The organism is Devosia sp. P3_B2 (assembly GCF_056402875.1).
On sequence record NZ_JBFUGO010000011.1, the window covers coordinates 113666 to 138251 of the forward strand.

Annotated in this window: 25 protein-coding genes; 11 read left to right on the plus strand and 14 right to left on the minus strand. The window is 64.4% G+C overall.

Going from position 1 to position 24586, the window contains the following annotated elements; all coding sequences use genetic code 11:
* The first annotated feature begins 45 nt into the window (after positions 1-45).
* Positions 46-1020, plus strand: coding sequence for a LuxR family transcriptional regulator (locus AC1DV8_RS17440; protein ID WP_477158305.1), 975 nt, complete (start codon positions 46-48; stop codon positions 1018-1020).
* A gap of 118 nt (positions 1021-1138) precedes the next feature.
* Positions 1139-1441 (plus strand): nickel-binding protein, encoded by a 303-nt coding sequence (locus tag AC1DV8_RS17445; protein WP_477158306.1) that lies wholly within the window; start codon positions 1139-1141, stop codon positions 1439-1441.
* Positions 1442-1497: 56 nt separating this feature from the next.
* Here the strand turns inward: AC1DV8_RS17445 and AC1DV8_RS17450 are convergent, their stop codons facing one another.
* Together AC1DV8_RS17450 and AC1DV8_RS17455 are read right to left on the minus strand one after the other, a co-directional pair.
* Positions 1498-2280 carry an SDR family NAD(P)-dependent oxidoreductase gene (locus AC1DV8_RS17450; RefSeq protein WP_477150498.1) on the minus strand — a complete coding sequence of 261 codons (783 nt, stop codon included), beginning with the start codon at positions 2278-2280 and terminating at the stop codon, positions 1498-1500.
* Between the two features lie 2 nt (positions 2281-2282).
* Positions 2283-3212, minus strand: coding sequence for a 2-hydroxyacid dehydrogenase (locus AC1DV8_RS17455; protein ID WP_477150497.1), 930 nt, complete (start codon positions 3210-3212; stop codon positions 2283-2285).
* A gap of 329 nt (positions 3213-3541) precedes the next feature.
* Here AC1DV8_RS17455 and AC1DV8_RS17460 point away from each other — a divergent pair, with 329 nt between their 5' ends.
* From AC1DV8_RS17460 to AC1DV8_RS17475, 4 genes are read left to right on the plus strand one after another with little or no spacing between them, the layout of a single operon-like run.
* On the plus strand, positions 3542-4960 hold the full coding sequence (locus AC1DV8_RS17460; protein WP_477150496.1) for a circularly permuted type 2 ATP-grasp protein: 1419 nt from the start codon (positions 3542-3544) through the stop codon (positions 4958-4960).
* 2 nt (positions 4961-4962) lie between these two features.
* Positions 4963-5907, plus strand: a complete 945-nt coding sequence (locus AC1DV8_RS17465) for an alpha-E domain-containing protein (RefSeq protein WP_477150495.1) — start codon at positions 4963-4965, stop codon at positions 5905-5907.
* Positions 5907-6719 (plus strand): transglutaminase family protein, encoded by an 813-nt coding sequence (locus AC1DV8_RS17470; protein ID WP_477150494.1) that lies wholly within the window; start codon positions 5907-5909, stop codon positions 6717-6719. Before AC1DV8_RS17465 ends, AC1DV8_RS17470 begins: the two co-directional genes overlap by 1 nt.
* 3 nt (positions 6720-6722) lie before the next feature.
* A complete protein-coding gene (locus AC1DV8_RS17475) occupies positions 6723-7112 on the plus strand; it encodes a hypothetical protein (protein WP_477158307.1) in 390 nt (129 codons plus the stop codon).
* A gap of 36 nt (positions 7113-7148) precedes the next feature.
* Here AC1DV8_RS17475 and AC1DV8_RS17480 read toward each other — a convergent pair whose 3' ends face one another.
* Entirely contained in the window at positions 7149-8084 is a 936-nt protein-coding gene (locus tag AC1DV8_RS17480; RefSeq protein WP_477158308.1) for an AEC family transporter, read from the minus strand.
* A 176-nt stretch (positions 8085-8260) separates the two neighbouring features.
* On the opposite strand from AC1DV8_RS17480, the gene AC1DV8_RS17485 reads away from it, so the two are divergent.
* From AC1DV8_RS17485 to glpK, 4 genes are all read left to right on the plus strand, one after another.
* Entirely contained in the window at positions 8261-8917 is a 657-nt protein-coding gene (locus AC1DV8_RS17485; protein ID WP_477158309.1) for an outer membrane protein, read from the plus strand.
* Between the two features lie 150 nt (positions 8918-9067).
* Positions 9068-9850, plus strand: coding sequence for a DeoR/GlpR family DNA-binding transcription regulator (locus AC1DV8_RS17490; RefSeq protein ID WP_477150491.1), 783 nt, complete (start codon positions 9068-9070; stop codon positions 9848-9850).
* Entirely contained in the window at positions 9847-11376 is a 1530-nt protein-coding gene (glpD, locus tag AC1DV8_RS17495) for a glycerol-3-phosphate dehydrogenase (protein ID WP_477158310.1), read from the plus strand. The genes AC1DV8_RS17490 and glpD overlap by 4 nt, the downstream gene beginning before the upstream one ends.
* Complete coding sequence (gene glpK, locus AC1DV8_RS17500; RefSeq protein WP_477158311.1) at positions 11373-12863, plus strand: glycerol kinase GlpK; 1491 nt, start codon at positions 11373-11375, stop codon at positions 12861-12863. The genes glpD and glpK overlap by 4 nt, the downstream gene beginning before the upstream one ends.
* A 24-nt stretch (positions 12864-12887) precedes the next feature.
* Here glpK and AC1DV8_RS17505 read toward each other — a convergent pair whose 3' ends face one another.
* The 3 genes from AC1DV8_RS17505 to AC1DV8_RS17515 form a co-directional block, all read right to left on the minus strand.
* Positions 12888-13583 (minus strand): L,D-transpeptidase, encoded by a 696-nt coding sequence (locus AC1DV8_RS17505; RefSeq protein WP_477158312.1) that lies wholly within the window; start codon positions 13581-13583, stop codon positions 12888-12890.
* Between the two features lie 284 nt (positions 13584-13867).
* Positions 13868-15079, minus strand: coding sequence for an epoxide hydrolase family protein (locus tag AC1DV8_RS17510; RefSeq protein WP_477158313.1), 1212 nt, complete (start codon positions 15077-15079; stop codon positions 13868-13870).
* Positions 15080-15315: 236 nt separating this feature from the next.
* Positions 15316-15843, minus strand: coding sequence for a CAP domain-containing protein (locus AC1DV8_RS17515; RefSeq protein WP_477158314.1), 528 nt, complete (start codon positions 15841-15843; stop codon positions 15316-15318).
* A 201-nt stretch (positions 15844-16044) separates the two neighbouring features.
* On the opposite strand from AC1DV8_RS17515, the gene AC1DV8_RS17520 reads away from it, so the two are divergent.
* Entirely contained in the window at positions 16045-16203 is a 159-nt protein-coding gene (locus AC1DV8_RS17520; RefSeq protein ID WP_477150485.1) for a hypothetical protein, read from the plus strand.
* On the opposite strand, the gene AC1DV8_RS17525 is transcribed toward AC1DV8_RS17520, so the two are convergent.
* The 8 genes from AC1DV8_RS17525 to AC1DV8_RS17560 form a co-directional block, all read right to left on the minus strand.
* Positions 16165-17202 carry an MraY family glycosyltransferase gene (locus AC1DV8_RS17525; RefSeq protein WP_477158315.1) on the minus strand — a complete coding sequence of 346 codons (1038 nt, stop codon included), beginning with the start codon at positions 17200-17202 and terminating at the stop codon, positions 16165-16167. The two genes, AC1DV8_RS17520 and AC1DV8_RS17525, sit on opposite strands and share 39 nt — an antisense overlap.
* A 217-nt stretch (positions 17203-17419) precedes the next feature.
* Complete coding sequence (locus AC1DV8_RS17530) at positions 17420-18232, minus strand: SDR family NAD(P)-dependent oxidoreductase (RefSeq protein ID WP_477158316.1); 813 nt, start codon at positions 18230-18232, stop codon at positions 17420-17422.
* Positions 18233-18244: 12 nt separating this feature from the next.
* Positions 18245-19228 carry a sugar phosphate isomerase/epimerase family protein gene (locus AC1DV8_RS17535; RefSeq protein ID WP_477158317.1) on the minus strand — a complete coding sequence of 328 codons (984 nt, stop codon included), beginning with the start codon at positions 19226-19228 and terminating at the stop codon, positions 18245-18247.
* A gap of 110 nt (positions 19229-19338) precedes the next feature.
* Entirely contained in the window at positions 19339-20049 is a 711-nt protein-coding gene (locus tag AC1DV8_RS17540) for an SDR family NAD(P)-dependent oxidoreductase (RefSeq protein WP_477158318.1), read from the minus strand.
* A 214-nt stretch (positions 20050-20263) separates the two neighbouring features.
* Entirely contained in the window at positions 20264-21370 is a 1107-nt protein-coding gene (locus AC1DV8_RS17545; RefSeq protein WP_477150480.1) for an ABC transporter ATP-binding protein, read from the minus strand.
* Positions 21371-22279, minus strand: coding sequence for a carbohydrate ABC transporter permease (locus AC1DV8_RS17550; RefSeq protein ID WP_477150479.1), 909 nt, complete (start codon positions 22277-22279; stop codon positions 21371-21373).
* Complete coding sequence (locus AC1DV8_RS17555) at positions 22272-23159, minus strand: carbohydrate ABC transporter permease (protein ID WP_477150478.1); 888 nt, start codon at positions 23157-23159, stop codon at positions 22272-22274. Before AC1DV8_RS17555 ends, AC1DV8_RS17550 begins: the two co-directional genes overlap by 8 nt.
* Before the next feature lie 118 nt (positions 23160-23277).
* A complete protein-coding gene (locus AC1DV8_RS17560; protein WP_477150477.1) occupies positions 23278-24552 on the minus strand; it encodes an ABC transporter substrate-binding protein in 1275 nt (424 codons plus the stop codon).
* Between the last annotated feature and the right edge of the window lie 34 nt (positions 24553-24586).

Sequence of the window (24586 nt, forward strand, 5' to 3'; positions counted from 1 at the left end):
CCCGGCCGTGCCGTGCTATGATGCTTGTCCACCGGAGGGACCGGTATGAAAGAGGCGTCAGAGACGGATCGGGCCGCGATCATTCACCTGATTGAGTCTGAAACGGCGGCGTTCTGGAACAAAGACTTCGACGCCTGGGCTCAGTTCTGGGTGCATGATGACTATGTTCGCCGCTGGGGCTGGTGGGCGGCTCGCGGCGGCATAACGGTGCGCGACGGATGGGACGACCATGCGGCCCGTATGCGACGGTTGATGATGGCCAACCCTGCTCGCAATGAGTCCACGGCGGCGGTGCGCCGCAAAAAGCTCGTCGTCCGAGTTGGCGGCGACGTGGCGTGGGCGACTTTCGACCAGCATGCTCCGAGTACCGGCGACGGCATGGACGTGCCAGGTCTCACCCATGAGATGCGAATCCTCGAAAAGCATGACGGCGAATGGAAGATCGCCTGCCTGTTCTTTTTGCAGCGTTCGATGGACCATCTCAGTTCCGCGGTTGTCAGGGTGGATGAGCAGGCACGCATCATGTGGATGAACGCCGCCGCGGAATCCGAACTCGGCACGAGCGAAGTGATCGAAAAACGAGCCGGTCGCCTGCGCGCCGTCGATCGGGCTGCGGACCAGCTTCTGAAGGCGGCCGTCCGCTGGGCAGCGCACCTCGATGACGAACTCTATCCTGAGCGGGCAGCTGTGCCGATCGTGCTCAGCGGCGGCCTCGGTACCGCGGTCAACGTATGCTGGGTTATCGGGGAAAGCGGCCTGGTGCTCGTCTCGATCAACGACCGGCCCATGACGGAGGAGCGTCTGACGGCCGCATCGCTGGTCTACGGCATCACCCCTGCCCAATTGCGGCTCGCAAAGCTGATCATTGGCGGCCATGACATCGTCACGGCAGCCAAGCTGCTCGAGGTCAGCGTCAACACGGCACGCACCCACCTGCAACGCATGTACGACCGAACCGGAGTTCGCTCTCAGCCCGCATTAGTGCGGGCCATGCTGAGCGTGGCGCGGCCGCTGGGTTGAACCAGCGCGACTATTTCGCCGCTTGTCGCAAGAACTCATGACAATCCGCCTCGCGGACGTGGCGTAGCCTGGTCCGGTGCTGCGCGATTTGACCGCGGCAAACTTCGAGGAGGACGTCATGGACCTTTATGCTATCCGCCGCCGTAGCGCGTGGGCCAATGCCGGCGAGCTACAGGCAGCCGCCGCCAAGTCGACCAGAATCGGCAACGATGAGATGCCCGATCGCGTCCGCTGGATACGCAGCTATGTGATTAAGGAGCCAGACGGCAGACTCGGCACCGTCTGCATCTACGAGGCACGCGATCCGGAATCGATCCGCGAGCACGCCCGCCGGGTCGGTATGCCGGGAGACGAACTGTTTCCGATCGCAGATACGGTGATCATCCGCCCAGATCCCGTGGCCGTCGAAGCCGTTGCCTAATTGCGGCTGGCCGCCAGCCCAGGTCGGCTGAAACGAACCGTCCCGCCTTCAGCCGCTCAGCCCTCGTATGCCACCGACGGCATCTGCGTGGCATACTTGCCACCCGAGACGTCGATCGAGGCGCCGGTGATGTAGCCGGCGAGGTCGGAGGCGAGGAAGCAGATGAGGTTGGCGACGTCCTGCGGGTCGCCCCAGCGGCGAAGCGTCAGGGTGTCGAGCAGGCGCTGCTGGCGGGCGTCGGGGAGGCCCGCGAAACCGTTCATGTCGGTGGGGATCATGCCCGGTGCGTAGGAGTTCACCGTGACGTTGAAGGGGCCGAGTTCGCCGGCGAGCACGCGGGTGAACTGCACCACCGCGGACTTGGACGCCGCATAAGCGGCACTGCCGATCGAGGGGATGATGGCGGCGAACGACGCGGCGTTGAGGATGCGGCCGGAATTCTGGCGCTGCATGATCGGAGCCACCGCCTGGCACACCAGGAACGTGCCCTTGGTGTTGATGTCGAAGTTGCGGTCCCAGACCTCCTCGGGCAGCTTGTCGACCCGGGCTCCGCCGGCGACGCCGGCATTGTTGACGAGGATATCGACGCGGCCGAAAGCCTTGTCGACGGCGCCCACCGCGGCGGTGACCTGCGCTGCCTCGCGCACGTCGCAGAGGATGCGAAGTCCAGGCCAGCCGGCCTCGGTCCACTCCATCGCTGCGTCGTCCAGCAGGTCCTGACGGGCATCGACGATGGCGACGGTGACACCCTCGGCGGCGAGGGTCTTGGCGATGACGCGACCAATGCCGCGGCCGGCGCCCGTGACGATGGCAACTTTGTTCTTGAGATCAATCAGCATGTTCAGACCACCGCGCTCGGGAGAGGTTCGCCGGCGAAATGCGCGACGATGTTGGCAACCACCAGATCGCCCATCTTGTTGCGCGTCTGGTGCGTGGCGCTGCCTTGATGGGGCGAGAGGACGACATTATCGAGGCTGAAGAAGCCCTCGGGCACCTGCGGCTCCTTCTCGAACACGTCGAGCGCGGCGCCGCCTAGCTTCTTCGATGTCAGGAGCTCAAGCATGGCGGCTTCGTCGATGAGCGTGCCGCGGGCCATGTTGACGATGAAGCCCTCGGGGCCGAGCGCTTCGAGCACTTCGCGCGAGACGATCTTTTCGGTGCCCTTGCCGCCTGGGGCAATGATCACCAGCCAGTCGCTGTCGCGGGCCATGTCGACGAGCTTGTCGTAGAAAATGTAGGGCTCGTCGTGCTGGCGGGAGCGGCCGTGGTAGACGACGCGCATCTTCATGGCCTGGCAGCGGGTGGCGATTTCCTTGCCGATGCGGCCCAGCCCGAGAATGCCGACGGTCTTGCCGTTGAGCTCGGTGAGCAGCGGGAAGCCGCCTTTCGGCCACTTGCCCTGGCGCACGAACTGGTCGCCCTGCGGAATGCGGCGCGCGAGGCCGATCATCAGCCCGAGGGTGAGTTCAGCCACGGCGTCGTTGAGGACGTTCGGGGTGTTGGTGACGCGGATGTTGCGCTGCTTTGCCGCCTTGGTGTCGATCGAGTCGTAGCCGACGCCGAAATTGGCAATGATCTCGAGCTTGGGGAGCCTGTCCATCAGCGCGCCATCGACGTTGCCGCCAGCGATGGCGCGGATGCGCGGCGAGATTTCCTTGATCAACCCGTCCTTGTCGGCCGCCTCATGCAGCTTGTGCACGGTGTAGCGCGCCGCCAGCGCCTGTTCGCAGCGATCGAGCAGCTTATGTGTCTGGAGAATCTCTTCCGGCATCAGTCCATCCCTCTTTGGGCGACGGTTGTATGGTAGTTTTTCGCGGGGGTGAAGGCGACGTTGGTGGGATGGGTCCGGAGGCCGATGAGCCGGTGCGGAAAGAATACCCCCTCCCCCTGTCCCCTCCCCGCAAGGGGGAGGGAGACGCTCACACTAGTGCTGGTGTTTTGGTCTCCTCCCCCTTTGCGGGGGAGGGACAGAGTGGGGGGTAATCTTCCCGCACCGCCCTGTCATTCCAGCGCCTTGGCCATCGAACCCGGCTTGTGGCCCTTCAGTAAACGTGTACCAATGAGTCGCGAGTGGGATAGGCCGTAAGCCCTTGGGAGTTGATGTCCGCAACGCCGTTTGACGAAATGACCAATGCGGATGCCTCTGTCCGCGCGCCCTACCACATCCTGGAAGAGTGGCTGAAAGAGCAGCCGCCACAAGCACTGGGCCTGATGTCGGCTGACGCCGAGAGCCTGTTTCGCCGGCTGGGCATCACCTTCGCTGTCTATGGCAGCGACCAGGGCACTGAAAAGCTCATCCCGTTCGACATCATCCCGCGCATCATTTCAGCGATGGAATGGCGGCGGCTGTCGAAGGGCATCGAGCAGCGGGTGCGGGCGCTCAACGCCTTCCTCTACGACATCTACCACCGCCAGGAGATCTTGAAGGCCGGGCGGGTGCCGGAAAAGCTGATCCTCAACAACTCGGCGTTCTGCCCAGAGATGATGGGGCTCGATCCGGCGCGCGGGGTCTATTCGCACATCATCGGCGTCGACATCGTGCGAACCGGGCCCGACGATTTCTACGTGCTAGAGGACAACCTCCGCACCCCCTCGGGCGTCAGCTACATGCTGGAGAACCGCGAGGCGATGCTGCAACTCGCCCCGGAACTGTTCCAGCGCTACAAGGTGGCGCCGGTCGAGACCTATCCGGAGACGCTGCGGCGGACGATGGAGAGCGTGGCGCCGGGCGGCATCCATGGCTCGCCCAACCTCGTGGTGCTGACGCCGGGCATCCACAACTCGGCCTATTTCGAGCACTCGTTCCTCGCCGACCAGATGGGCGCCGAGCTCTGCGAAGGGCAGGACCTGTTCGTCGATGGCGGCAAGGTCTACATGCGGACCACCAAAGGCCCCGAGCGGGTCGACGTGATCTACCGCCGCATCGACGACGACTTCCTCGACCCGCTGACCTTCCGGCCGGATTCAATGCTGGGCGTACCGGGGCTGTTCGATGCCTATCGCGCCGGCAACGTGACGCTGGTCAACGCGCCGGGCACCGGCATCGCCGACGACAAGGCGGTGTACGTCTACGTGCCGGAGATCATCGAGTTCTATCTCGGCGAGAAGGCGCTGCTTAAGAACGTCCCCACCTACAACTGCACCAATGACGACGAGCGGGCCTATGTGCTCGAGCATCTCGAGGAGCTGGTGGTGAAGGAGGTGCACGGCTCGGGCGGCTACGGCATGCTGGTAGGCCCGGCCTCGACCAAGGCGATGCGCGAGGAGTTCCGGAAGAAAATTCTCGCCCGGCCCGACAACTATATCGTCCAGCCAACGCTGGCGCTTTCGACCTGCCCGACCTTTGTGGAGAAGGGCATCGCGCCGAGGCATGTCGACCTCCGTCCTTACGTCCTCTGCGGCGACGACATCCGGATCACGCCGGGCGGGCTCACCCGCGTGGCGCTGAAGAAGGGATCGCTGGTGGTGAATTCGTCGCAGGGCGGCGGCACCAAGGACACCTGGGTGCTGGAGGACTGACCATGCTCGGACGCACCGCACAAAACCTCTTCTGGCTCAGCCGCTATATCGAGCGGGCCGAAAACATGGCCCGGATGTTCGAGGTGGGCTATCGCATGAGCCTCACCTCGCGGCGCGAGGGCGGGGCCTCGGAGCACCTGGTCTCGATGATGCAGGCGGCCGAGGCAGACGAGGGCTTCAACAAGAAGCACAAGCAGGCCGATGTCGCGAGCGTCGCCCACTATATGCTGTTCGACGAGGAGAACTATTCCTCGGTGAGATCGTGCCTGCTCGCGGCGCGCACCAATGCGCGCTCGGTGCGCACGGCACTGACCACCGAAATGTGGGAATCGATCAACGCCGCGTGGCTGGAATATTCAGCCATTCGGCCGCGGGATATCTCGGGCGCGAAGCTCCAGGAGCTGCTGTTCTGGGTGAAGCAGGTGAGCCATCGCTATCGCGGCGCCCTGCTCTCGACGTTCCTCCGCGACGCAGGCTACGCCTTTTCGCAGATCGGCAACTTCGTCGAGCGGGCCGACAATACGGCGCGTATCCTCGACATGAAGTATTACGTGCTGCTGCCGCGCGCCACGATGGTGGGCGGCGATGTCGATATCCAGCAGTGGACGATGATCCTCCGCGCAGCATCGGCGCATCGCAGCTACCGGCACGTCTACCACGACCGCTACAAGGCCTGGAACATTGCCGACTACCTGATCCTCAGGCCCGAGATGCCGCGCTCACTGATCTTCTGCGTGCAGTGGATCAACCGCACCATCGACATGCTCGAGGAGATCTATGGCGAGCGCACTGCGGGGCACGATGCCGCGGACGCGGTGACGGCGCTGCTGATGAACGCCAGCGTCGACCAGATCTTCGAAAATGGCCTCCACGAGTTCCTGACGGAGTTCATCGACCGGAACAACCGGATGACGGACGCCCTCGCCGAAAGCTACAACTTCTACTGATGAAGATCGCGATCCGACATTCCATGAGCCTGGCGCTCGGCCCCGGCATCAACCGCAGCGTGCAGCACCTGCTGCTGACGCCCTCGACCGGGCCGACGCAGACGGTGCGCGAGTGGAACATCGAGATGCCCGGCTTTGCCGCGGCGGCGAAGTTCGTCGACGCGTTCGGCAACAAGGCGCAGTTGGTGAGCCAGATCAAGCCCGAGGCCGAGCTGGTGATCAATGTGGCGGGCGTGGTCGACACAGTGGACCGCAACGGGGTAATCGGCCGGGTGCAGGGCGACATTCCGCCGGCGCTCTATCGCCGCCCAACGCCAGCGACCAAGGCGGCGGGGGCGATCACGAGCAAGTTCCGCACGCTGCCCAAGACCGGGCAGGACCGCATCGCGCTGCTGCACGGACTGATGGCGCGGGTGGCAGAGGTGGTGGGCGGATCCGAGCAGAGCCAGACCCAGGACGGGCAAAGCCAGAGCCAATCGCAGGGCGCAGCCGAGCATCCGGGGATGCGGCCGCCGGCAGCCGACTACGCGCACGCCTTCATCGGCGCGGCGCGGGCACTCGATATCCCGGCGCGCTATGTCACCGGATATCTCCATTCCGACGAAGCGCCGGCGACGCTGCATGCCTGGGCCGAAGCGTTCGACGACGGGCTGGGCTGGATCGGGTTCGACGCGATGCTGGTGCTTTGCCCCACCGACCGGCACGTCCGTGTCGCCGTGGGGCTCGACGCGGTCTCGACCATGGCGATCCGCTCGATCCCGGCAGTTGGCGAGCCGCAGGTGCTGGCAATGAGCGTCGAGGCGGCGCAGTAGCCCATGGTCCGGGCCGTTATCACACGCTTGGGCGTCGTGGCTTTCGCACTGGTGGTCGCGTCCGTACCTGCAGTCGCAGCCCCTCCAGACTGCTTCACGCTGGCCGCCTCCAGCGGAACCATCAAGATCACGCAAAGTAGGATGCTTGCTGATCTGTTCAGCGCGCCCGTCGACGACAACCTTCCACTGGTCGACGGAACGACGTACCGCGCTGAGGTCGAACTGGTTTACAAAGGCCGATCACGCAAGGTTATCTCCACAATGTCCGTCACTCCGGCGAACGCGCAGACTTCATCACCCCGCAAGATCATCGTTTTGTTCGGGGGCGACGCGCTGGACGCAAATCTCAGCCACTTGGTCGTCTGTGAGGCAGAAGCAGAGCCGTCCTGGTGAGTGATACACCTGACTCTCCTTGCGACAGGCCGCCCCCTACAGCCCCAGCACATACAGCCAGCCGCTGACCGTCAGAATCGACAGCACTGTCGAGATCAGAATGCTGTTGGCGGCGATGTGGACCGAGCGGTTGTAGTAGGTGGCGAAGACGTAGACGTTGATGCCGGCGGGCATGGCGGCGAGCAGCACGCCGTAGCGGGCGAGGTCGTGGTCGATGTGGAGGATCGGCACCATGATCACCCAGGCGATGGCCGGCTGCACGAGCAGCTTCAGCAGCGACATGGTGAGCGACTGGCCCCAGCTGTCACTGAGCTTGTAGTCGTTCAGCGCGCCGCCGAGGCCGAACAGCGCGGCGGGGGTGACGGCGGCGGCCATCATGGCGATGAAGGCTTCGGCCGGCTCGATCAGCTTGACGTTCAGCAGGTTGGCGGCGGCGCCGAGCGCGATGCCCCAGAGCAGCGGATTGGCGACGATGCGCATCAGAGCCACGCCGAGCGTCTTCAGCAGCGGCGCGCCATCGCGGCGCAAGAGCTCCATGGTCAGCATGCCGGCGGTGATCAGCACCGGGGCGTGGAAGGCGATGATCGAGAAGGCGGTGGTGAGCGCTTCCTGCCCGTAAGCGCGCTGCACCACGGGGATGCCGACCAGCACGGTATTGGTGAACATGGCCGAAAAGCCCGAGGCGACGGCTTCGCCCGGCTTGTTGCGGAAGAGCTTGGCCGACAACACAATACCGATGACGAATACGGTGACCGCGCCGACATAGAACGGCACGATGACGCCCCAGTTGAAGGTCGTCGAAAAGTCCGAATGCAGCATGGCGTTGAACAGCAGGCACGGGGTCGCGAAGTTGTTCACGAACACCACCAGCCCACGCACGCCCTCGGACGGGAACAGGCGCAGCCGCACGGCGCCATAGCCGAGCGCGAGGATGGCGAAGACCGGCAGAATGACGTTGAGAATGGCGAGCATGGGCGGCCGGTCGGGAGGGGTGGTTCCTGATGCACGGGATGCGGGCGGGGGTCAATGACCTGACTGAGGCGTCCAAGATGACGCCATGATGTCGCCACAACGTTGCCAGGAAGCCACAGACAGTAACGGCAGACTCGGATATTGTTAGCAAGATTTCTTTGGTTTGGGACCTTGCAATGAAGTACTTGCTCGCAGCAGTTCTCGCCTCTACGGCGTTTGTTTCCGCCGTGCAGGCGGCTGATCTCATCGTCGAACCCGAGATCGCGGAGGCGGCAGCGGCCGCCTACGACTGGTCCGGCGGCTATGTCGGTGTCATCGGCGGCTATGGATGGGGCGAGGGCGCCATCGAAAATTTCCCCTTCGCCTTTGGTGGAGACGTGGAAGGCTGGCTGCTTGGCGTTGAAGCCGGTGCCAATTGGCAGATGGACCAGTTCGTCCTCGGCGTCGAAGGTGACATTGCCTGGACCAACATCTCCGGTGATTATCAGGGCTTCGCTCCCTTCATTGGCGACTTCGACCTTACTTGGCTGGGTACGCTGACCGCGCGAGCCGGTATCGCCGCCGACCGCGCCTTGTTCTACGTGGAAGCGGGCGCGGCCTTTGGTGAACTTGGAATATCGGGGATAGCGGCTGGCCCCGGCGCGTATGACGAGTCCAGTTGGTCGTTCGGCTGGACCGCGGGCGCTGGCGTCGAGTTCGCGCTCACAGACGAGATTACGGCCAAGGCCGAATACAACTATGTGGATCTCGGCGGTTTCGACTCCACTCTCTTCAGCGGCGAGTACGGTGTCGCCGCGCACATCGTGAAGGGCGGCCTGAACTTCCAGTTCTGATCAACGCAACACGCGATTCTCACCCCGTCGCCCATCTGGGCGGCGGGGTTTTTCATTCCGCCCCGTCACCCGAAGTGAACCTCACCCGAACATTTCGCTATAGAAACGAACTTCGCCCGCGTATAAGCGAACCCGCACCTGGGGGACGACGTGGACGCGCTGACGCAGCGGCAGGATGACATCATGGCACTCGCCCGGCAGCACGGGCGGGTGGATGTCGAGGCATTGGCGCTGCAGTTCGCGGTCACGCCGCAGACCATCCGCAAGGACCTCAACGAGCTTTGCGACCGTAAGCTCCTCAATCGGCTACACGGCGGCGCCGCCTACCCCTCGGGCGTCTCGAACTACGCCTACGAGGCGCGCCGGCTCCTTGCGGCCGAGAGCAAGCGCCGGATCGGCCTTGCCGCCGCGGCGATGATCCCCGACCAGTCGTCGCTCATCCTCAATATCGGCACCACGACCGAGCAGGTGGCGATGGCGCTGCGCCGTCACACGGGCTTGATGGTGGTGACCAATAACATCAACGCCGCCAATATCCTGCGCGAGGTGCCGAGCGCCGAAGTGGTGATCGCAGGGGGCGTGGTGCGGCATGCCGATGGGGGCGTCGTGGGCGAGGCGGCGGTGGATTTCATCCGGCAGTTCCGGGTCGATTACGCGGTGATCGGCGCCTCGGCGATCGATGCCGACGGCACGCTGCTGGATTTCGATTTTCGCGAGGTGAAGGTGGCGCAGGCTATCATCGAAACGGCGCGCAAGACCATCCTCGTCGCCGACGCGATGAAGTTCGAACGCACTGCGCCGGTGCGGATCGGCCATCTCGAGCAGATCGATGTGTTCGTCACCGACCAACCACCCTCCCCCGCCATCGCCGCGATCTGCGCGGCGGCCGGCGTGGAACTCCAAATCGCAAGCGAAGGACTAGTGAATCAATGAACGACGCAGCAGCGAGCGACGCGGTCGACGTGTTCGTCATCGGCGGCGGGGTGAATGGCACCGGCATTGCCCGCGACGCGGTGGGCCGTGGGCACTCGGTGATGCTGGCGGAGATGCACGATCTCGCCTCGGGCACCTCGTCGGCCGCAACCAAGCTGGTGCATGGCGGCCTGCGCTATCTCGAGCACTACGAGTTCCGGCTGGTGCGCGAGTCGCTGATCGAGCGCGAAGTGCTGTGGTCCTCGGCGCCGCACATCATCTGGCCGCTGCGCTTCGTTCTCCCCTACGAGAAGAACCTGCGGCCGGCATGGCTGCTGCGGCTCGGGCTGTTCGTCTACGACCATCTCGGCGGCCGGAAGCTGTTGCCGGCGACCAAGACGCTGGACCTGACCAAGGATCCAGCCGGCCGGCCGCTGAAGCCGGGGCATACCGTGGCGTTCGAATATTCGGACGGCTGGGTGGACGACGCCCGGCTGGTGGCACTCAACGCCCGCGATGCGGCCGACAAGGGCGCAACGGTGCTGACGCAGACGCGGGTCGTGTCGGCGCGACGCGAGAACGGGCTGTGGACCATCGAGATGGAAGGCCCGGGCGGTAAGCGGAGCACCGCCCACGCGCGGCTGCTGGTCAACGCGGCCGGCCCTTGGGTCGATAAGGTAATCCGAGAGGCGGTGGGGCGTAACGAGGCCCATCACGTGCGGCTCGTGAAGGGCAGCCACATCGTGGTGAAAAAGCTGTTCGACCACGACCGCTGCTACTTCTTCCAGAACGCTGACGGCCGGATCTTCTTCGCCATTCCCTACGAGGGCGACTACACGCTGATCGGCACCACCGACATGGATTACGAGGGCGATCCGACTGGCGTGAAGATCAGCGACGAGGAGATCGATTATCTCTGCGCCGCGGCCAGCGAATACTTCATCCGGCCGGTGACCCGCGACGAGATCGTCTGGACCTATTCGGGCGTACGGCCGCTGTTCGACGATGGCGCCAGCGCCGCGCAGGAGGCCACGCGCGACTATGTGCTGAAGACCGAGGGCGAGGCCGGCAACGGGCCGCTGATCAACATTTTCGGCGGTAAGCTCACGACGCACCGGCGGCTCAGCGAGCAGGTGGTCGACAAGATCGACGGGCTCATCGGCAAGAAGGGATCGCGCTGGACCAGGGGGGCACACCTGCCGGGCGGCGACTTTCCGCCTACGGCGTTCGACGCCGAGGTGCGGAAGCTCGCGGCAAAGAAGAAGAACCTCGATGCGGCGTTCATCCGGCGTCTGGTGCGAGCCTACGGCACGCTTGCGGCGGAGGTGCTGGGCGATGCACAGACCACCGCGGAACTCGGGGAGCATTTCGGCACGACGCTTTATGCGCGCGAGGTCGATTACCTGATGGATCGGGAGTGGGCGCGGACGGCTGACGACGTGCTATGGCGTCGCTCGAAGCAGGGGCTAAAGTTCAGGGAACACGAGAAGGCGGCACTGGCCAAATACATGGCTGAACGCCTCGCTGGAATGGGGACGAGACAATGAGCGGGAACATCCTCGCGATCGACCAGGGCACGACGTCGAGCCGGGCGATCATCTTCGACGATCGGCAGAAGATCGTCGGGCTGGGCAAGATGGAGTTCACCCAGCATTTCCCGCAGGATGGCTGGGTCGAGCACGTGCCCGAGGAGATCTGGGCCACGGCGCTGTGGAGCACCAAGACGGCGATCAAGAAGGCCAATATCAAGCCGTCGGAGATCGCGGCGATCGGCATCACCAACCAGCGCGAGACCACCATCGTCTGGGACCGCAAGACCGGCAAGGCCATCCACAATGCCATCGTCTGGCAGGACCGCCGGACGATGAAGCAGTGCGAGAAGCTGAAGAAGGACGGACATGAGAAGCTGGTCAGCAAGAAGACTGGCCTGCTGCTCGACCCGTATTTCAGCGCCACCAAGCTCGCCTGGATCCTCGACAATGTGCCAGGCGCACGGAAGCGGGCTGAGAGGGGCGAACTCGCCTTCGGCACGGTGGATTGCTACCTGATCTGGCGGCTGACCGGCGGCAGGAGCCACGCCACCGACGTGAGCAACGCCTCCCGCACCCTGCTGCTCAACATCAAGACCGGCGAATGGGACGACGAGCTGCTTAAGCTGTTCCGCATCCCGCGCGCCATCCTGCCGGAGGTGAAGGACAATGCCGACGATTTCGGCATGACCGACCCCGAGGTGTTCGGCGTTTCGATCCCGATCTATGGCGCGGCCGGCGACCAGCAGGCGGCGACCATCGGGCAGGCCTGCTTCCAGCCGGGAATGATGAAATCCACCTACGGCACTGGATGCTTCGCGCTGCTCAACACCGGCAGCGACATGGTGCGCTCGAAGAACCGGCTGCTCACCACCATCGCCTACCGGCTCAACGGCGAGACCACCTATGCGCTCGAGGGCGCCATCTTCATCGCCGGCGCATCGGTGCAGTGGATGCGCGACATGCTGAAGATCTTCGAGAAATCGTCCGATGCGAGCGCGCTCGCATCGAAGGCCGACCCGACGCAGAATGTCTACCTGGTGCCAGCCTTCGTCGGGCTGGGGGCGCCGTGGTGGGATTCGGCAGCGCGCGGCTCGCTCACCGGGCTGACGCGCAATACCGGGCCGGCGGAGCTGGCGCAGGCGGCACTCGAATCCGTCAGCTACCAGACGCGCGACCTGATCGACGCGATGCGCAAGGACTGGAAGGGTGCCAACGACACCGTGCTGCGGGTCGATGGCGGCATGGTGGGCTCGGATTTCACCATGCAGTTCCTCGCCGACATCCTGAACACACCGGTCGACCGGCCGACGATCTTGGAGACGACGGCGCTGGGTGCCGCATGGCTGGCGGGCTGGAAGGCCGGGGTGTGGCCGGACCAGAAGGGGTTCGCGGAGCGCTGGGCGCTCGACCGGCAGTTCCAGCCGCGGATGGATGAGGCGCTGCGGACGCGGAAGCTGAAGGGCTGGCGCGATGCGGTGCGGCGGACGCTAGTACGTGAGTGAGGGCTGGCGCGGCCGACCCACCACCTATGCCTTCAGAACGACCACCTTCGTATTGACCGGCGTCTTCGAGTAGAGGTCGAACATGTCCTGGGTGAGCAGGCCGATACAGCCGCTTGAGATGCCCTTGCCAATCGTTTCGGGACGGCTTGTGCTATAGAGCGTGTAGAGGGTGTAGACGCCGTTCTGATAGAGATAGAGCACCCGGGCGCCGAGCGGATTGTCGAGGCCCGGCGCCATGCCACCGGCATATTTGGCCGCCTCCGGCTGTCGCTTGATCATCTCCTGGGGCGGCGTCCAGATGGGCCATTCGGCCTTGCGCCCGATATAGGCGTCGCCGCTCCACAGGAAGCCCGCGCGACCAACACTGACGCCATAGCGGGTGGCGTTACCATCGCCTTCAATGCGGTACACGTAGTGGTTGCGGGGATCGACGATGATCGTTCCGACCGCCTCCTTGCTGGCGTAACGCACCGTCCGGCGAAAGTACTTCGGGTTGACCTTGTTGACGTTGACCGCGGGGATGGGGAACCGCTCATCGGGCACCGGCCCGTAGACCTTTTCCGCTTCCGCCAGGCTCATGAGGCCGGACGGGGCGCAACCGGCAAGCGCCAACGCGCCGAGACCGGCGATGGAGCCGAACATGAACGACCGGCGACTGAAAAGCCCCGACCGACCAGTCGCGTCCGGTTCGCCTGCAACAACCTTATCTTCTGCAATCATGACTTGAGGCCCTCTCCCCGTTGCCCGACCAAAAAACAGGCCCCCACCCGCTGAACGCTTTGACGCTAGACTGGTCCGGCACTGCTCACTTGGCAAGGATGGGCTTCGCCACGGTGCGTAATCGTGCACTCAGCGAGGCCCTGAGCGGGTGAAGGGAGGCTTCCCCTCGTCGTGGCGCGCGACCCGAAATGCGTTACCGATGAGAGACCGCCTTGGCGGAGCGCTCAAGCCTTGAGCGCCGGCCGAAAGTCGACCGGCGCCCTTGCGCAAGCTTGTTGTTGCGATCAGCTCTTGAGTAGCGCTGCGAACTCGCGGAGGTCGCCGACGAAGAACTCGGGGTCCTCCCAGGCTGCGAAGTGCCCGGCCTTCTCCATGTCATGGAACTGGACCACGTTGCCCGCGGTCTGGCGATCCGCCCATTCGCGCGGCAGGCGCACGCCACCCGGGATGGGAACCTCGGTCGCCACCGCCACCGGGACGCCGGTATTCGTACCCTTGATGGTCGGCGGCTGCATCGCGTTCTGGCTGTAGATCCGGAACGATGACGCTGCCGTCTCGGTCAGCCAGTAGATCATGATGTTGGTGATCAGCTCGTCGCGGCCGAACCGCGCATCCGCCTCGTCGCCGACGCCCATTCCGGCCATGAAGCTCAGGATCCAGGCCGCGAGACCCACCGGCGAGTCGTTCATCGCGAAGGCTAGGCTCTGCGGCTTGGTCGCATGCACCAGGTTGAACGCCCCGTGGGCGAAGAACCACTGCTGGATCGCGCCGGCATAGGCCTGCTCCGGCGGGGTCAGGACCGAAAAGTCGGTGGTCTGGTCCGGATAGCCGACGTCGGTCACATGGTAGCCGAGCAGCACCTCCGGATGACGCTGGGACAGCGACATCGAAATGATCGAGCCGCCATCGCCGCCAGCCGCGATGAACTTCTTGTACCCCAGCGTCTCGGTCATGAGGTGGGCGAAGAGATCGGCGACCTGATCCATCGGCAGCGCCGTCCTGCCCGAAAACCCGGTGCCGGGAATGGAGGGCACGACGACGTGGAAGTCCTTGGTCAGGGACTCGATCACCCGGTGGTAGCGGTAGAACGAGTCCGGCCAGCCATGGAGCAGCAGGAGGGGAACCGCGTTCGGGTTCGCCGAGGGGCGGTGGACGAAATGGATGTCGATGCCGTCCAGATTGACCTTGAAGTTCCCGAGCGCATTGAGGCTCGCCTCGGCCTTCCGCCAATCGTAGCCGTTGATCCAATAGCCGGTGAGGCCCTTGAGGTACTCGAGGTTGGTGCCGATGGCCCAGCCTGCATCGGCCGGCTGATCGGGCCAGCGGGTGTGCTGGAGCCGATACTTGAGGTCGGCGAGCTGCGATTCCGGGATAGCGATTTCAAAAGCGGCGGGGTTCGTCATGATCGAAGTCTCCTGTGAAAGGGCGGATTTGCCGGTAAAGCCGGCGAGCAGGGCTGAGGCTGCGAGGGCCTGGGAAAACTGACGGCGGTTCATCTCTCATCTCCACGCGTTGTTTGATGGGATGAGGCTACGAGGAGGGGCCGCGAGGAGATTGCAAAAATCCGACAATCACGGGTTGGCACCGACAGCCGCTCGCGCGCGTCACCGGAGGGGGCGACTAAAAAGGCAGCTTCGGCTGCGCCGCTTCGGGCCAGAAGCGGTCAGCTGCGGACGTCCGCTTGGAAAGCCGACGTTCGGGCGGCTTTTCGCACCGCGCTAGAGTGTAGCCCTCAGTGCCAGGCCTCGAACGGCCCGCCGGCGATGAACGCCCAATAGGTCCGGTACTTGCTCGTGCGGTTCGCTGGCACCGTCGCCACCGCCAGTCCGAATTCCTGGAACTTGCTCGATAGCAGCGTGTCCCGGTGTGCCGGGCTCGCCAGCCAGCCGCTGATCGCCTGGTCGAGCGTCGACTGGCCGCCGGCGACGTTTTCGCCCACGGCGCCGTCATAGCCGGCGGTGGTGACGCGCTGGCGCAGGGTGACGCCGAGGTCGTGCGACAGCGTATCCTTGGCGGCCATCAGGTTGGCTTGCGAGCGGGCGGCGGATTCGAGCTTGACGTTGTAGCGCAGCGGCGGCTTGCCGTTGGCGGCGCGGGTGCCGTTGATGGCGGAGAGGATATTGCCCTGCGACAGCTGGATCGGCGTGATGCTGGTCATGCTGCTGCCGCTCGGCCCCTTGGCCGGCGGCACGATCGAGGAACAGGCGCTCAGCAATGTCAGGGTGGCGAGAAGGAGAAGTCCGCAGCGCAGAAGCGTCATCAGCGAGTTCCAGAGCGAAGCGGCGGCAAGAGCGCGATAATCGTGGCAGCCGCGTGGCGTTGTGTCACGGGCAAGCACACGGTTGCGCGAGCGGGGCGGAACTACAAGGCATTTGAAGCTAATTAAGCATGATTTTGCATAGCGCTGGCCGGGCGCCCGGCATGCGCGCACCCTCTGTCCTGCAGCTGAGGGGCTCGCATCATGCTCGACCAGGAATTCGAACATTTCGACGTCCGCGCCACGACCCGCTACGAGTTGGCGCGACACGCGGACTATGCGCGGAACATGCTATTCGCGGCGACCGCCGCGTCGCTGGCCATCCTAGGCGCCGGCGCCTTCTTCCTCAGCCTGCTCCTGTAGCGGCGCCCCTGCCCCGGCCCACAGCGCCGCGGCGACCAGCGCGACATAAGTCAGCGCGGCGATGGCAAAGCCCCACTCGCGATATGCGCCGGCCAGCCAAGAGAGCGGCAGCAGCACCACGACATTGATACCGACATAGAGCAACGTCGCCTTGAGGTGCGAGCCGAAGCGGCGTTGCAGCGCCTGGTAGGCATGGCGCTTGTGGCCCTCCCAGAAACGCTCGCGGCGGAGCATGCGGCGAACCAGCGTGGTCAGGCTGTCGGCGAGGAACAGGCCGGCAAGGATCAGCCACTGCCAGAGGCTGAGCCAGAAGCTGAGCATGGTAGTGAAGGCGAAGAATGCGGTCATCAGCCCGAGATAGGTGCTGCCGGCGTCGCCCATGAAGACCTTCGCGGGCGGCCAGTTGAGGAGCAGGAAGCCGAGACAGGCGGCGGCGAGGCCTAGCATCCACCAGAGCCGCGGATCGTCGATGATGCCGGGCTCGAACAGGTAAGCCAGCAGCGCGGCGCCGGTGAGAACGAAGATGGCTTCGGAGGCGGCGAGGCCATCGATGCCGTCCATGAAGTTGAAGAGGTTGATCCACAGTGCACCGCCAAGGGCGAGGATCACCAGCAGCACGGATTCCGGCACCGGCAGACCGAGCTGGTCGAGCGGTAGCACGGCGACGACCGCGCCCATCAGCAGCACCTGCGCGCCGAGCCGCCAGCGCGCCGCGATCGGGCGCTTGTCGTCGGAATAGCCGATGAAGGCGAGGAGGATGCCGGCCATGATCACCGGTACGCCGAGGAACGGCACCAGAAGTGCGACCAGCAGCCCGGCAATGGTACCGCCCGCGACGATGCCGACGCCGCCACCACCGGGGGTCGCCTTCACATGCGAAGAGCGTCCGTTCGGCTCCTGCATCAGCCCGAGCCGAGCGGCACGGCTCATCACGTACCAAGCGGTCAGGAACGAAATGAGCGCCGCAGCGGCGGCAATGGCAAGGCCAAGAGTGGGCATGGGCGCTCCGGGTTACAGATCCCAAAGCGGTAGCGGCGCAAGCCGAGGCACCGCAACCCCAAATCTTACGCCTCTTCATCTCTCCCCTTGCAGGAGAGAAAGCGATTTCTTGGGCTTAGCCCTTCGCTAAGTCCTAGAAATCGCAAGAGAGGGGATCTTGGTGGGCACAGTGGCTCCGCACCCCCTCTCTGGCGAAAGCTTGCGGCGTCCCGCCAAATCACCCCGCGTAAAGCTGCAGCCCGCCATCCACGCGCAGCAGCTGCCCGTGGATGAACTTCGCCTCCGGCGAGCACAGGAACACCACCGCGTCGGCGATTTCCTCCGGCTCCGCGTAGCGGTCCATCGAGACCTTGTTGGAGTTCATCTTGTCCGGGTCGACCGTGCGGGTGGCCTGGAAGCGGGCGGTCTTGGCCGGCCCCGGGCTCACCACGTTGACGCGCACGCCATGCTCGCGGACTTCGTCGGCGAGGCAGCGGGTGTAGTGGGTCACGGCGGCCTTGAGGGTGGCGTAGATGCCGCCGCCCGAGACGCCGATATGCGCCGCCACCGAGGCAATGTTGACGACGATGCCGTGCTGGCGCTCGACCATCTGCGGCACGAAGGCCTGGGTCACCAGCATGGTGCCGATCAGGTTGTTGTTGGTCAGCGTGATCAGGTCGTCATAGGTGATGCCGAGGATGTTGTTGGGCACCGGCTTGCCGCCCGCGGCACCGATATCGCCGCCGGCGCAGTTGACGAGGATTTCGACCGGGCCGAACTTCTCCTCGATCTCCTTCTTCATATTGGCCACCGCGTCGCGATCGCCGATATTGCCGGTGACGCCCATCGAGCGCACGCCCAGACCCTCGATGGTCTTGATCATGGCGCCGAGGTTGTCCGCCTCACCGTACTTGGCGGCGGCGTCCCACGTCAGGTCATGCACCACCACATCGGCGCCGCGCGCCGCGAGCTTCCGCGCCATGACGCTGCCGAGGCCGCGGCCCGAGCCGGTTACAAAAGCGATTTTTCCTGAAAGATCTTTACCTGCCACAACGGCCTCCAATCACATAAGTCCAAGCGCTTTGAGGTTCGCGGCGCTCTTCCGGTACTGCCCAAGCTCGTAATCGATCAATTCGTGGTCGGCATTGCGCTGCCACGGGGTGCGCCATTCTTCGCCCGGCTCGAACCGGTTCTTCTGCACGGCGAGCAGGCACGCGGCGAGGTCCTCGGCCTGCTTGGGCGCATAGCCGTGCCACCACTCTGGCGTCAGCAGCTTGACGTGCCGGTCGTCCAGCGCGCCGATCTCGATGCAGGCGATCATCTCGTCATTGTGCTCGGCGAGGATGTCGAACATTTCCTTGTGCGGCACGGCGCCGTCACCCGAGGGGCAGCGCACGAGGCGGAAGCCATCGGGCTCCATCACGGCACGGTAGTCCTTGACGTGGCAGTGGCGCACGTAAGGCGCGATCACCCGGGTGAAATCAAGCGGCGACTCCGCCACCGGGAAGGTGTTGGCCATGTCGAAGACGATGCGGACGTTCGGGCCGTACTCGTCGCAGAAATTGACCAGCTCGCGGCTGGTGAAATCCTGGTGGTTCTCGATCAGCAGCACGACGCCCGCAGCGGTCAGCTTGGGCACGGCGGCCTGGAGCTTCTCGTGCACCGATGCGACCAGCTCATGCCACTTCGGGCCGGCGGCGGCGCGATCGCCGCAGAGGATCGGGGTCAGCGCGACGCGGATGAACTGGGCGTCGAGCGCCTTGGCGCAGCGGATCAGCAGGTCCATGTCGCCATGCTGCAGCCCCGAGCTCAGCACGCGCTTCCAGCCGAGGGTATCGAGCCGCTGCTTCAGCGCTGCGAGCTCGGCTTCGGACATGTCCTTCAGCCAGCCTTCCCACAGCTCGATGGCCTTGCCGCCCAGTTCCTCGGTCAGCTTGATGAAGCCTTCGAGGCCGGCGCCGTCGGGGTTGTGGCGCGGCGTACCCGCACCCTGCAGGCCGAGATAATAGGTGAGGCCATAGGGGTTGAGGCCGGTCGTGAGTTTCATCGGATCACCGCAATTGCTTCAAGAATGACTGAGGCCAAGGCTACAAGCTCGACTCTTCACCTCCCCCTTTATGGGGGAGGCCGGGAGGGGGCCGTCTCTATCAATTCGTATTATCGCAACCCCCCATCCACGGTGATGGATTGCTTGGTGATCATGCGGCTGTCGTCGGAGGCGAGGAACAGCACCATGCGGGCGATCTCGTCGCCGAGGAGCACGTGCTTCAGCGCCTGGCGCGACACCACGGCGTCGATCGATTCCTGGTTGGTGAACCACAGCCGCCGCTGCCGCTCGGTGATCACGGCGCCCGGCTCGATGGCGTTGACGCGGATATTGTCCTTGCCGAAGCCGCGGCCAAGCGCGCGGGTCAGGCCCACCACGGCGGCCTTGGCCGTCGCATAGACCGGCATGTTGTCGGCGCCGCCGCGCCAGGCGATCGAGGAGAAATTGATGATCGAGCCGCCACCCAGCTCCTGCATATGCGAGCGCACCGCCTGCGCCGCAAAGAACTGCGGCTTCAGGTTGATATCGGTCGAGCGGTCCCAGTATTCCTCGGTGACGTCGTCGATGGCGTGGCGGTCGTCATTGGCAGCATTGTTGACCAAGACGCCGATCGGCCCGAGCCGATGCTTGACCACATCGATGGCGGCGCGCAGCCCGGGGATGTCGGTGATGTCGCAGACGAGGAAGGTGGCGCCGGTCTCCGCCACCAGTTCCCTGCCCTCGGCTTCGAGGATATCGACGAACGCCACCTTGGCGCCGCAGCGGGTAAAGGCGCGGACGACATCGGCACCGATCCCCGAGGCCCCGCCGGTGACGAACACGACCCGCCCGGCAAGGCTGGGATAATTGGCAAACTCGGTAATTTCTCAGAACCTACTCTTTGAACATTCGCGCGTGCCGCCCCCACCCCTGTCCCCTCCCCCGAACAGGGGGAGGGAAACGCTGCCACTAAGGCTAGAGCTTTCGTCTCCCTCCCCCTTCTGAGGGGGAGGGGACAGGGGTGGGGGTCGGCGCGCTCCGGGCCATCTGCGATAACTAGATCAGCCGCTGCGTCGCCGGATCGAACAGGCAGGCGCGCGTCATGTCGACGGCAAGCGGCATGTTCTCGCCGGTCTTGGGCGCTTCGTCTGGGCTGAAGCGGCCGACGACCTCGCGATCGCCGAACCTCAGCACGGCCATGGTCTCGGCGCCTGTCGGCTCCACCACTTCCACCGGGGCGCTCATCGTCGCGATGCCCGGCTTGTTGGTGGTGTTGGCGCTCTGCCGGCTCAGGTGCTCCGGACGGATACCCAGCACCACCTTCTTGTCGGTGGCGCGCTGTGCCACGCCATTATGCAGCGGCAGGTTGGCGACGCCGCCATCGGCGAGCGGGAAGGTGACGGAGGGAACACCGGCATTGCTGCTGATCTCGGCGCTGATGAAGTTCATCGAGGGCGAGCCCATGAAGCCGGCGACGAAGATGTTGGCGGGACGGTTGTAGATGGTGTCGGGCTCGTCGAACTGCTGCACTTCACCCTGGTGCATCACGGCAATGCGCGAGGCGAGCGTCATGGCCTCCACCTGGTCGTGCGTGACGTAGATGGTGGTCTTGCCGATGCGCTGGTGCAGCTTCTTGATCTCGGTGCGCATGTCGACGCGGAGCTTGGCATCGAGGTTGCTGAGCGGCTCGTCGAACAGGAAGAGCGCCGGATCGCGCACGAGCGCGCGGCCCATGGCGACGCGCTGGCGCTGGCCGCCCGAAAGCTGGCCGGGCTTGCGCTTGAGGAACGGCTCGATCTGGAGCAGCGCCGCCACGCGGGCGATGGTCTGCTCCTGCTCCGGCTTGGGCACGCCCCGGCTTTCCATGCCGAAGGCCATGTTCTCCTTGACGGTCATGGTGGGGTAGAGCGCGTAGGACTGGAACACCATGGCGATGTCGCGATCCTTGGGCTGCACCGAGTTCACCAGCCGGTCGCCGATATAGATTTCGCCCGAGGTCACCGTCTCGAGGCCGGCGATCATGGCGAGCAAGGTCGACTTGCCGCAGCCCGAGGGACCGACGAGTGCGATGAACTCGCCGGTATTGGCCTCGAGGTCGACACCCTTCAGCACTTCGACGGCGCCGAAGCTCTTACGCAGGTTCCTGATGGTCAAGGATGCCATTTATTTGATTGCTCCCTGGGTAAGTCCGCGGACGAAGTATTTTCCGCCGAAGAAATAGACGAGTAGAGGCGGCAGCGCGCCGATCAGCACGGCCGCACTCATCACGTCGTAGGTACGGACGGTGGTGCCGCTCATGGAGAGCGCGACCAGCGCCGCGGTGATGGGCTGGTTGGAACCCGAATTGAGCACCACGCCGAACAGGTATTCGTTCCAGATGCCGGTGAACTGCCAGATCACGGTGACGATCATGATCGGCGGCGACAGCGGGATGATGATCTTCCAGAAGATGCGCCAGAAACCCGCGCCGTCGATCCGCGCCGCCTTCAGCAGGTCGTCCGGAATGGACACGTAGTAGTTGCGGAAGAACAGCGTCGTGAACGACAGCCCCTGGATGCAGTGGACGAGGACCAGGCCGTAGACCGAGTTTGAAAGCCCGAGCTGGCCGAGGGTAAACGCCCACGGCAACAGGGCGATCTGTCCGGGCATGAACACGCCGAGCAGCATGAAGCCAAAGACGATCTCAGAGCCTGGGAACTTCCACTTCGAAAGGACGTAGCCGTTGATCGCGCCGAGGGCGGTCGAGATGATGGTCGCAGGCACGACCATCGCCACCGAGTTCCAGAAGTAGCGGGCAACGCCATTGCACTGGCCGCCGATACAGAAGTCGCTCCAAGCCTGTGGCCAAGCATCGAGCCGGAAGCTGTTGGGCAGCGAGATGAGGCCGTTGGCACCAATCTCGGCGTTGGTCCGGAATGAGTTCAGGACCACCACCGCCAGCGGGACGATGTAAACGATCGAGATCAGACCCAGCAGACCGTAGACAATGAGCCTGGAGATCAGGCGCCGGCGGCTGGCGATTCCCGCCTCGCGGTCTTCAACCGCGGCCGCACCAAAAACAGCGTCAGCCATTGTTCGCCTCCCTGCGCTGGCGCCAGACCAGGTAGATCGAGTACGGGACCAGCACGATGGCCAGGGCGGCCAACACCATCATTGCCGCGGCAGCGCCCTGCCCGATCTCTCCACGTTGGAACATGAAGTCGTAGACATAGGTGGCCGGGAAGGTGGTGGAGATGCCCGGGCCCGAGTTGGTGAGGGCGACGGCGAGGTCAAAGGTCTTGATGGCGAACTGCAGCAGCACCACCGCGACGGCGATGAAGATCGGCCCAATCGTTGGCAGGATCACCTTGCGATAGGTGCGGAACCAGCTTGCGCCATCGATCTGCGCAGCCTTGATGATGTCGGGGTCGACCGACCTCAAGCCGGCGAGGAAGAGGGCCATCGAGAAGCCCGCAGACCCCCAGATACCGGTGATGATGATCGCCCAGATGGCGTTCTTGCGGTCGGTGGTCAGCGCGAACTGGAAGTCGGTCCAGCCCATCGCGTTGACCAGGAACTGGATGCCGCTCGAGGGATTGTAGAGCCATTGCCACACGGTACCGGTGGCGATGAAGCTGACGGCGAGCGGGTAGAGGAAAATCGTGCGCCAGAATGACTCGGCGCGGATCCGCTGGTCGATCAGGATGGCCAGCAGCAAGCCGAATGCCATCGAGATGGTGACGTAAAAGAGCGAGAAGAACAGCAGGTTGTTGTAGGCGACGCTCCAGCGGCGGTTGGTCCAGAGCGAGACGTAGTTCTCAAAGCCCTTGAAGCCGTAGCTGGGAAGCAGGGTCGAGTCACTCAGCGAGATGTAAAAGGTCCAGCCCGCAAAGACGAAGACGTAGACGAAAGATGCAACGATAGACGGCGCGATGACGAAGACGGGAGTCCACTTTTTGATGCGGTCCCACATACTCGTGCCAGCCGAAACGGACTGACCTGCAATAGCCAACTGACTTCCCTCCCAACCTGCCGCCAAGGGTGCCGGCCGCGGGCTAGAAGCACCGCGGCCGGCCGTCCTGGGAGGTTAGTTACATCTGAGCTTCGACGGCGTCGGCCATAAGGTTGGCGGCTTCTTCCGACGTCATCTCAGGCGTGTTCACGAACTCGGTGATCGTGTCCATCATCGCGCCGCGATACTTCTGGAGCACAGTCATGTTGTGGGCCATCGAACGGACCAGCGTGCCGCCTTCGATCGAAGCCTTGAGCGAAGCCTGGCTCTGCTGCTGGCAGACGTTGAAGCCGTCCTTCAGGTCGACATCGAGGCGAGCCGGGATCGAGCCCTTGGTGATGTTGAACACCTTCTGGAATTCCGGCGACAGGATCAGGCTGGCGAGCAGCTTCTGGCCTTCCTGGTAGTCGGGGTCCTTCTGCTTGAAGAACACCACCGAGTCCGAGTTCAGGATGAAGCCGTCACCGGCCCAATCGGTCGGGGACTGGCCGCACAGGATGTCGCCGCCGGGCTCATGGCCCACCGACTTGATCGCACCCAGTTCCCAGTCACCCATGATGAAGAACAGCGCGTCGCCGTTGACCATCATGTTGGAGGCGGTGTCGTAGTCACGGCCGGCGATGGCCGGGTCCATGTACTTCGAAACCATCAGGCGCATCTGGTCGAACGCCTTGATCATGCCAGGCGAGCGGAGGGCGTCGACGTCGGCCTCGACAAAGGCCTTCTTGTAGAGTTCCAGGTCCTGGCCGTAGACGATGGTCTCGAAGGTGGTGGCGTCGGTCCAGTCGGCAGAAAGGTGCGCGAGGCAGACCTTGCCGGCGGCGACAGCCTTGTCGCAGGCGGCGTTGAAGTCAGCCCAGGTCTTGGGCAGTTCGGTCACGCCGGAAGCTTCCATGGCGGCCTTGTTGCCCCAGATCCAGTTGATCCGGTGGATGTTCATCGGGGCCGCGACCCACTTGCCTTCCGGCTTCATCACCGGCAGCAGTTCGGGCGCAACGACCGCATCCCAGTTCTCGGCCTTGGCGAGCTCGTCCATGTCGGCGGTGCCGCCGGTGGCGTTCCACTCGGCGATTTCCGGGCCCTTCAGCTGCACGGCAGCGGGGGCGTTGCCGGCAACCACGTCGGCGCGGAGCTTTGCCAGCGTGTTGGCGGTGTGACCGGCGATGGCCGTCTGCTCCCAGGTGCCGCCGGCAGCAGTGAACATCTCACCGAGCTTGGCAATGGAGGCAGCGTCGTTGCCGGATGCCCACTGGTGCAGCATGAGCACCTTGGGGGCGGCCATTGCGGTGCCCGAGAGCAGCGCAGCCGTAAGCAGCGTGGCCGCGGAAACCGCGACCTTGGTCCTGAAGTTCATTTGTGTCTCTCTCCCTTGAAAGCGCCCGTCTCCC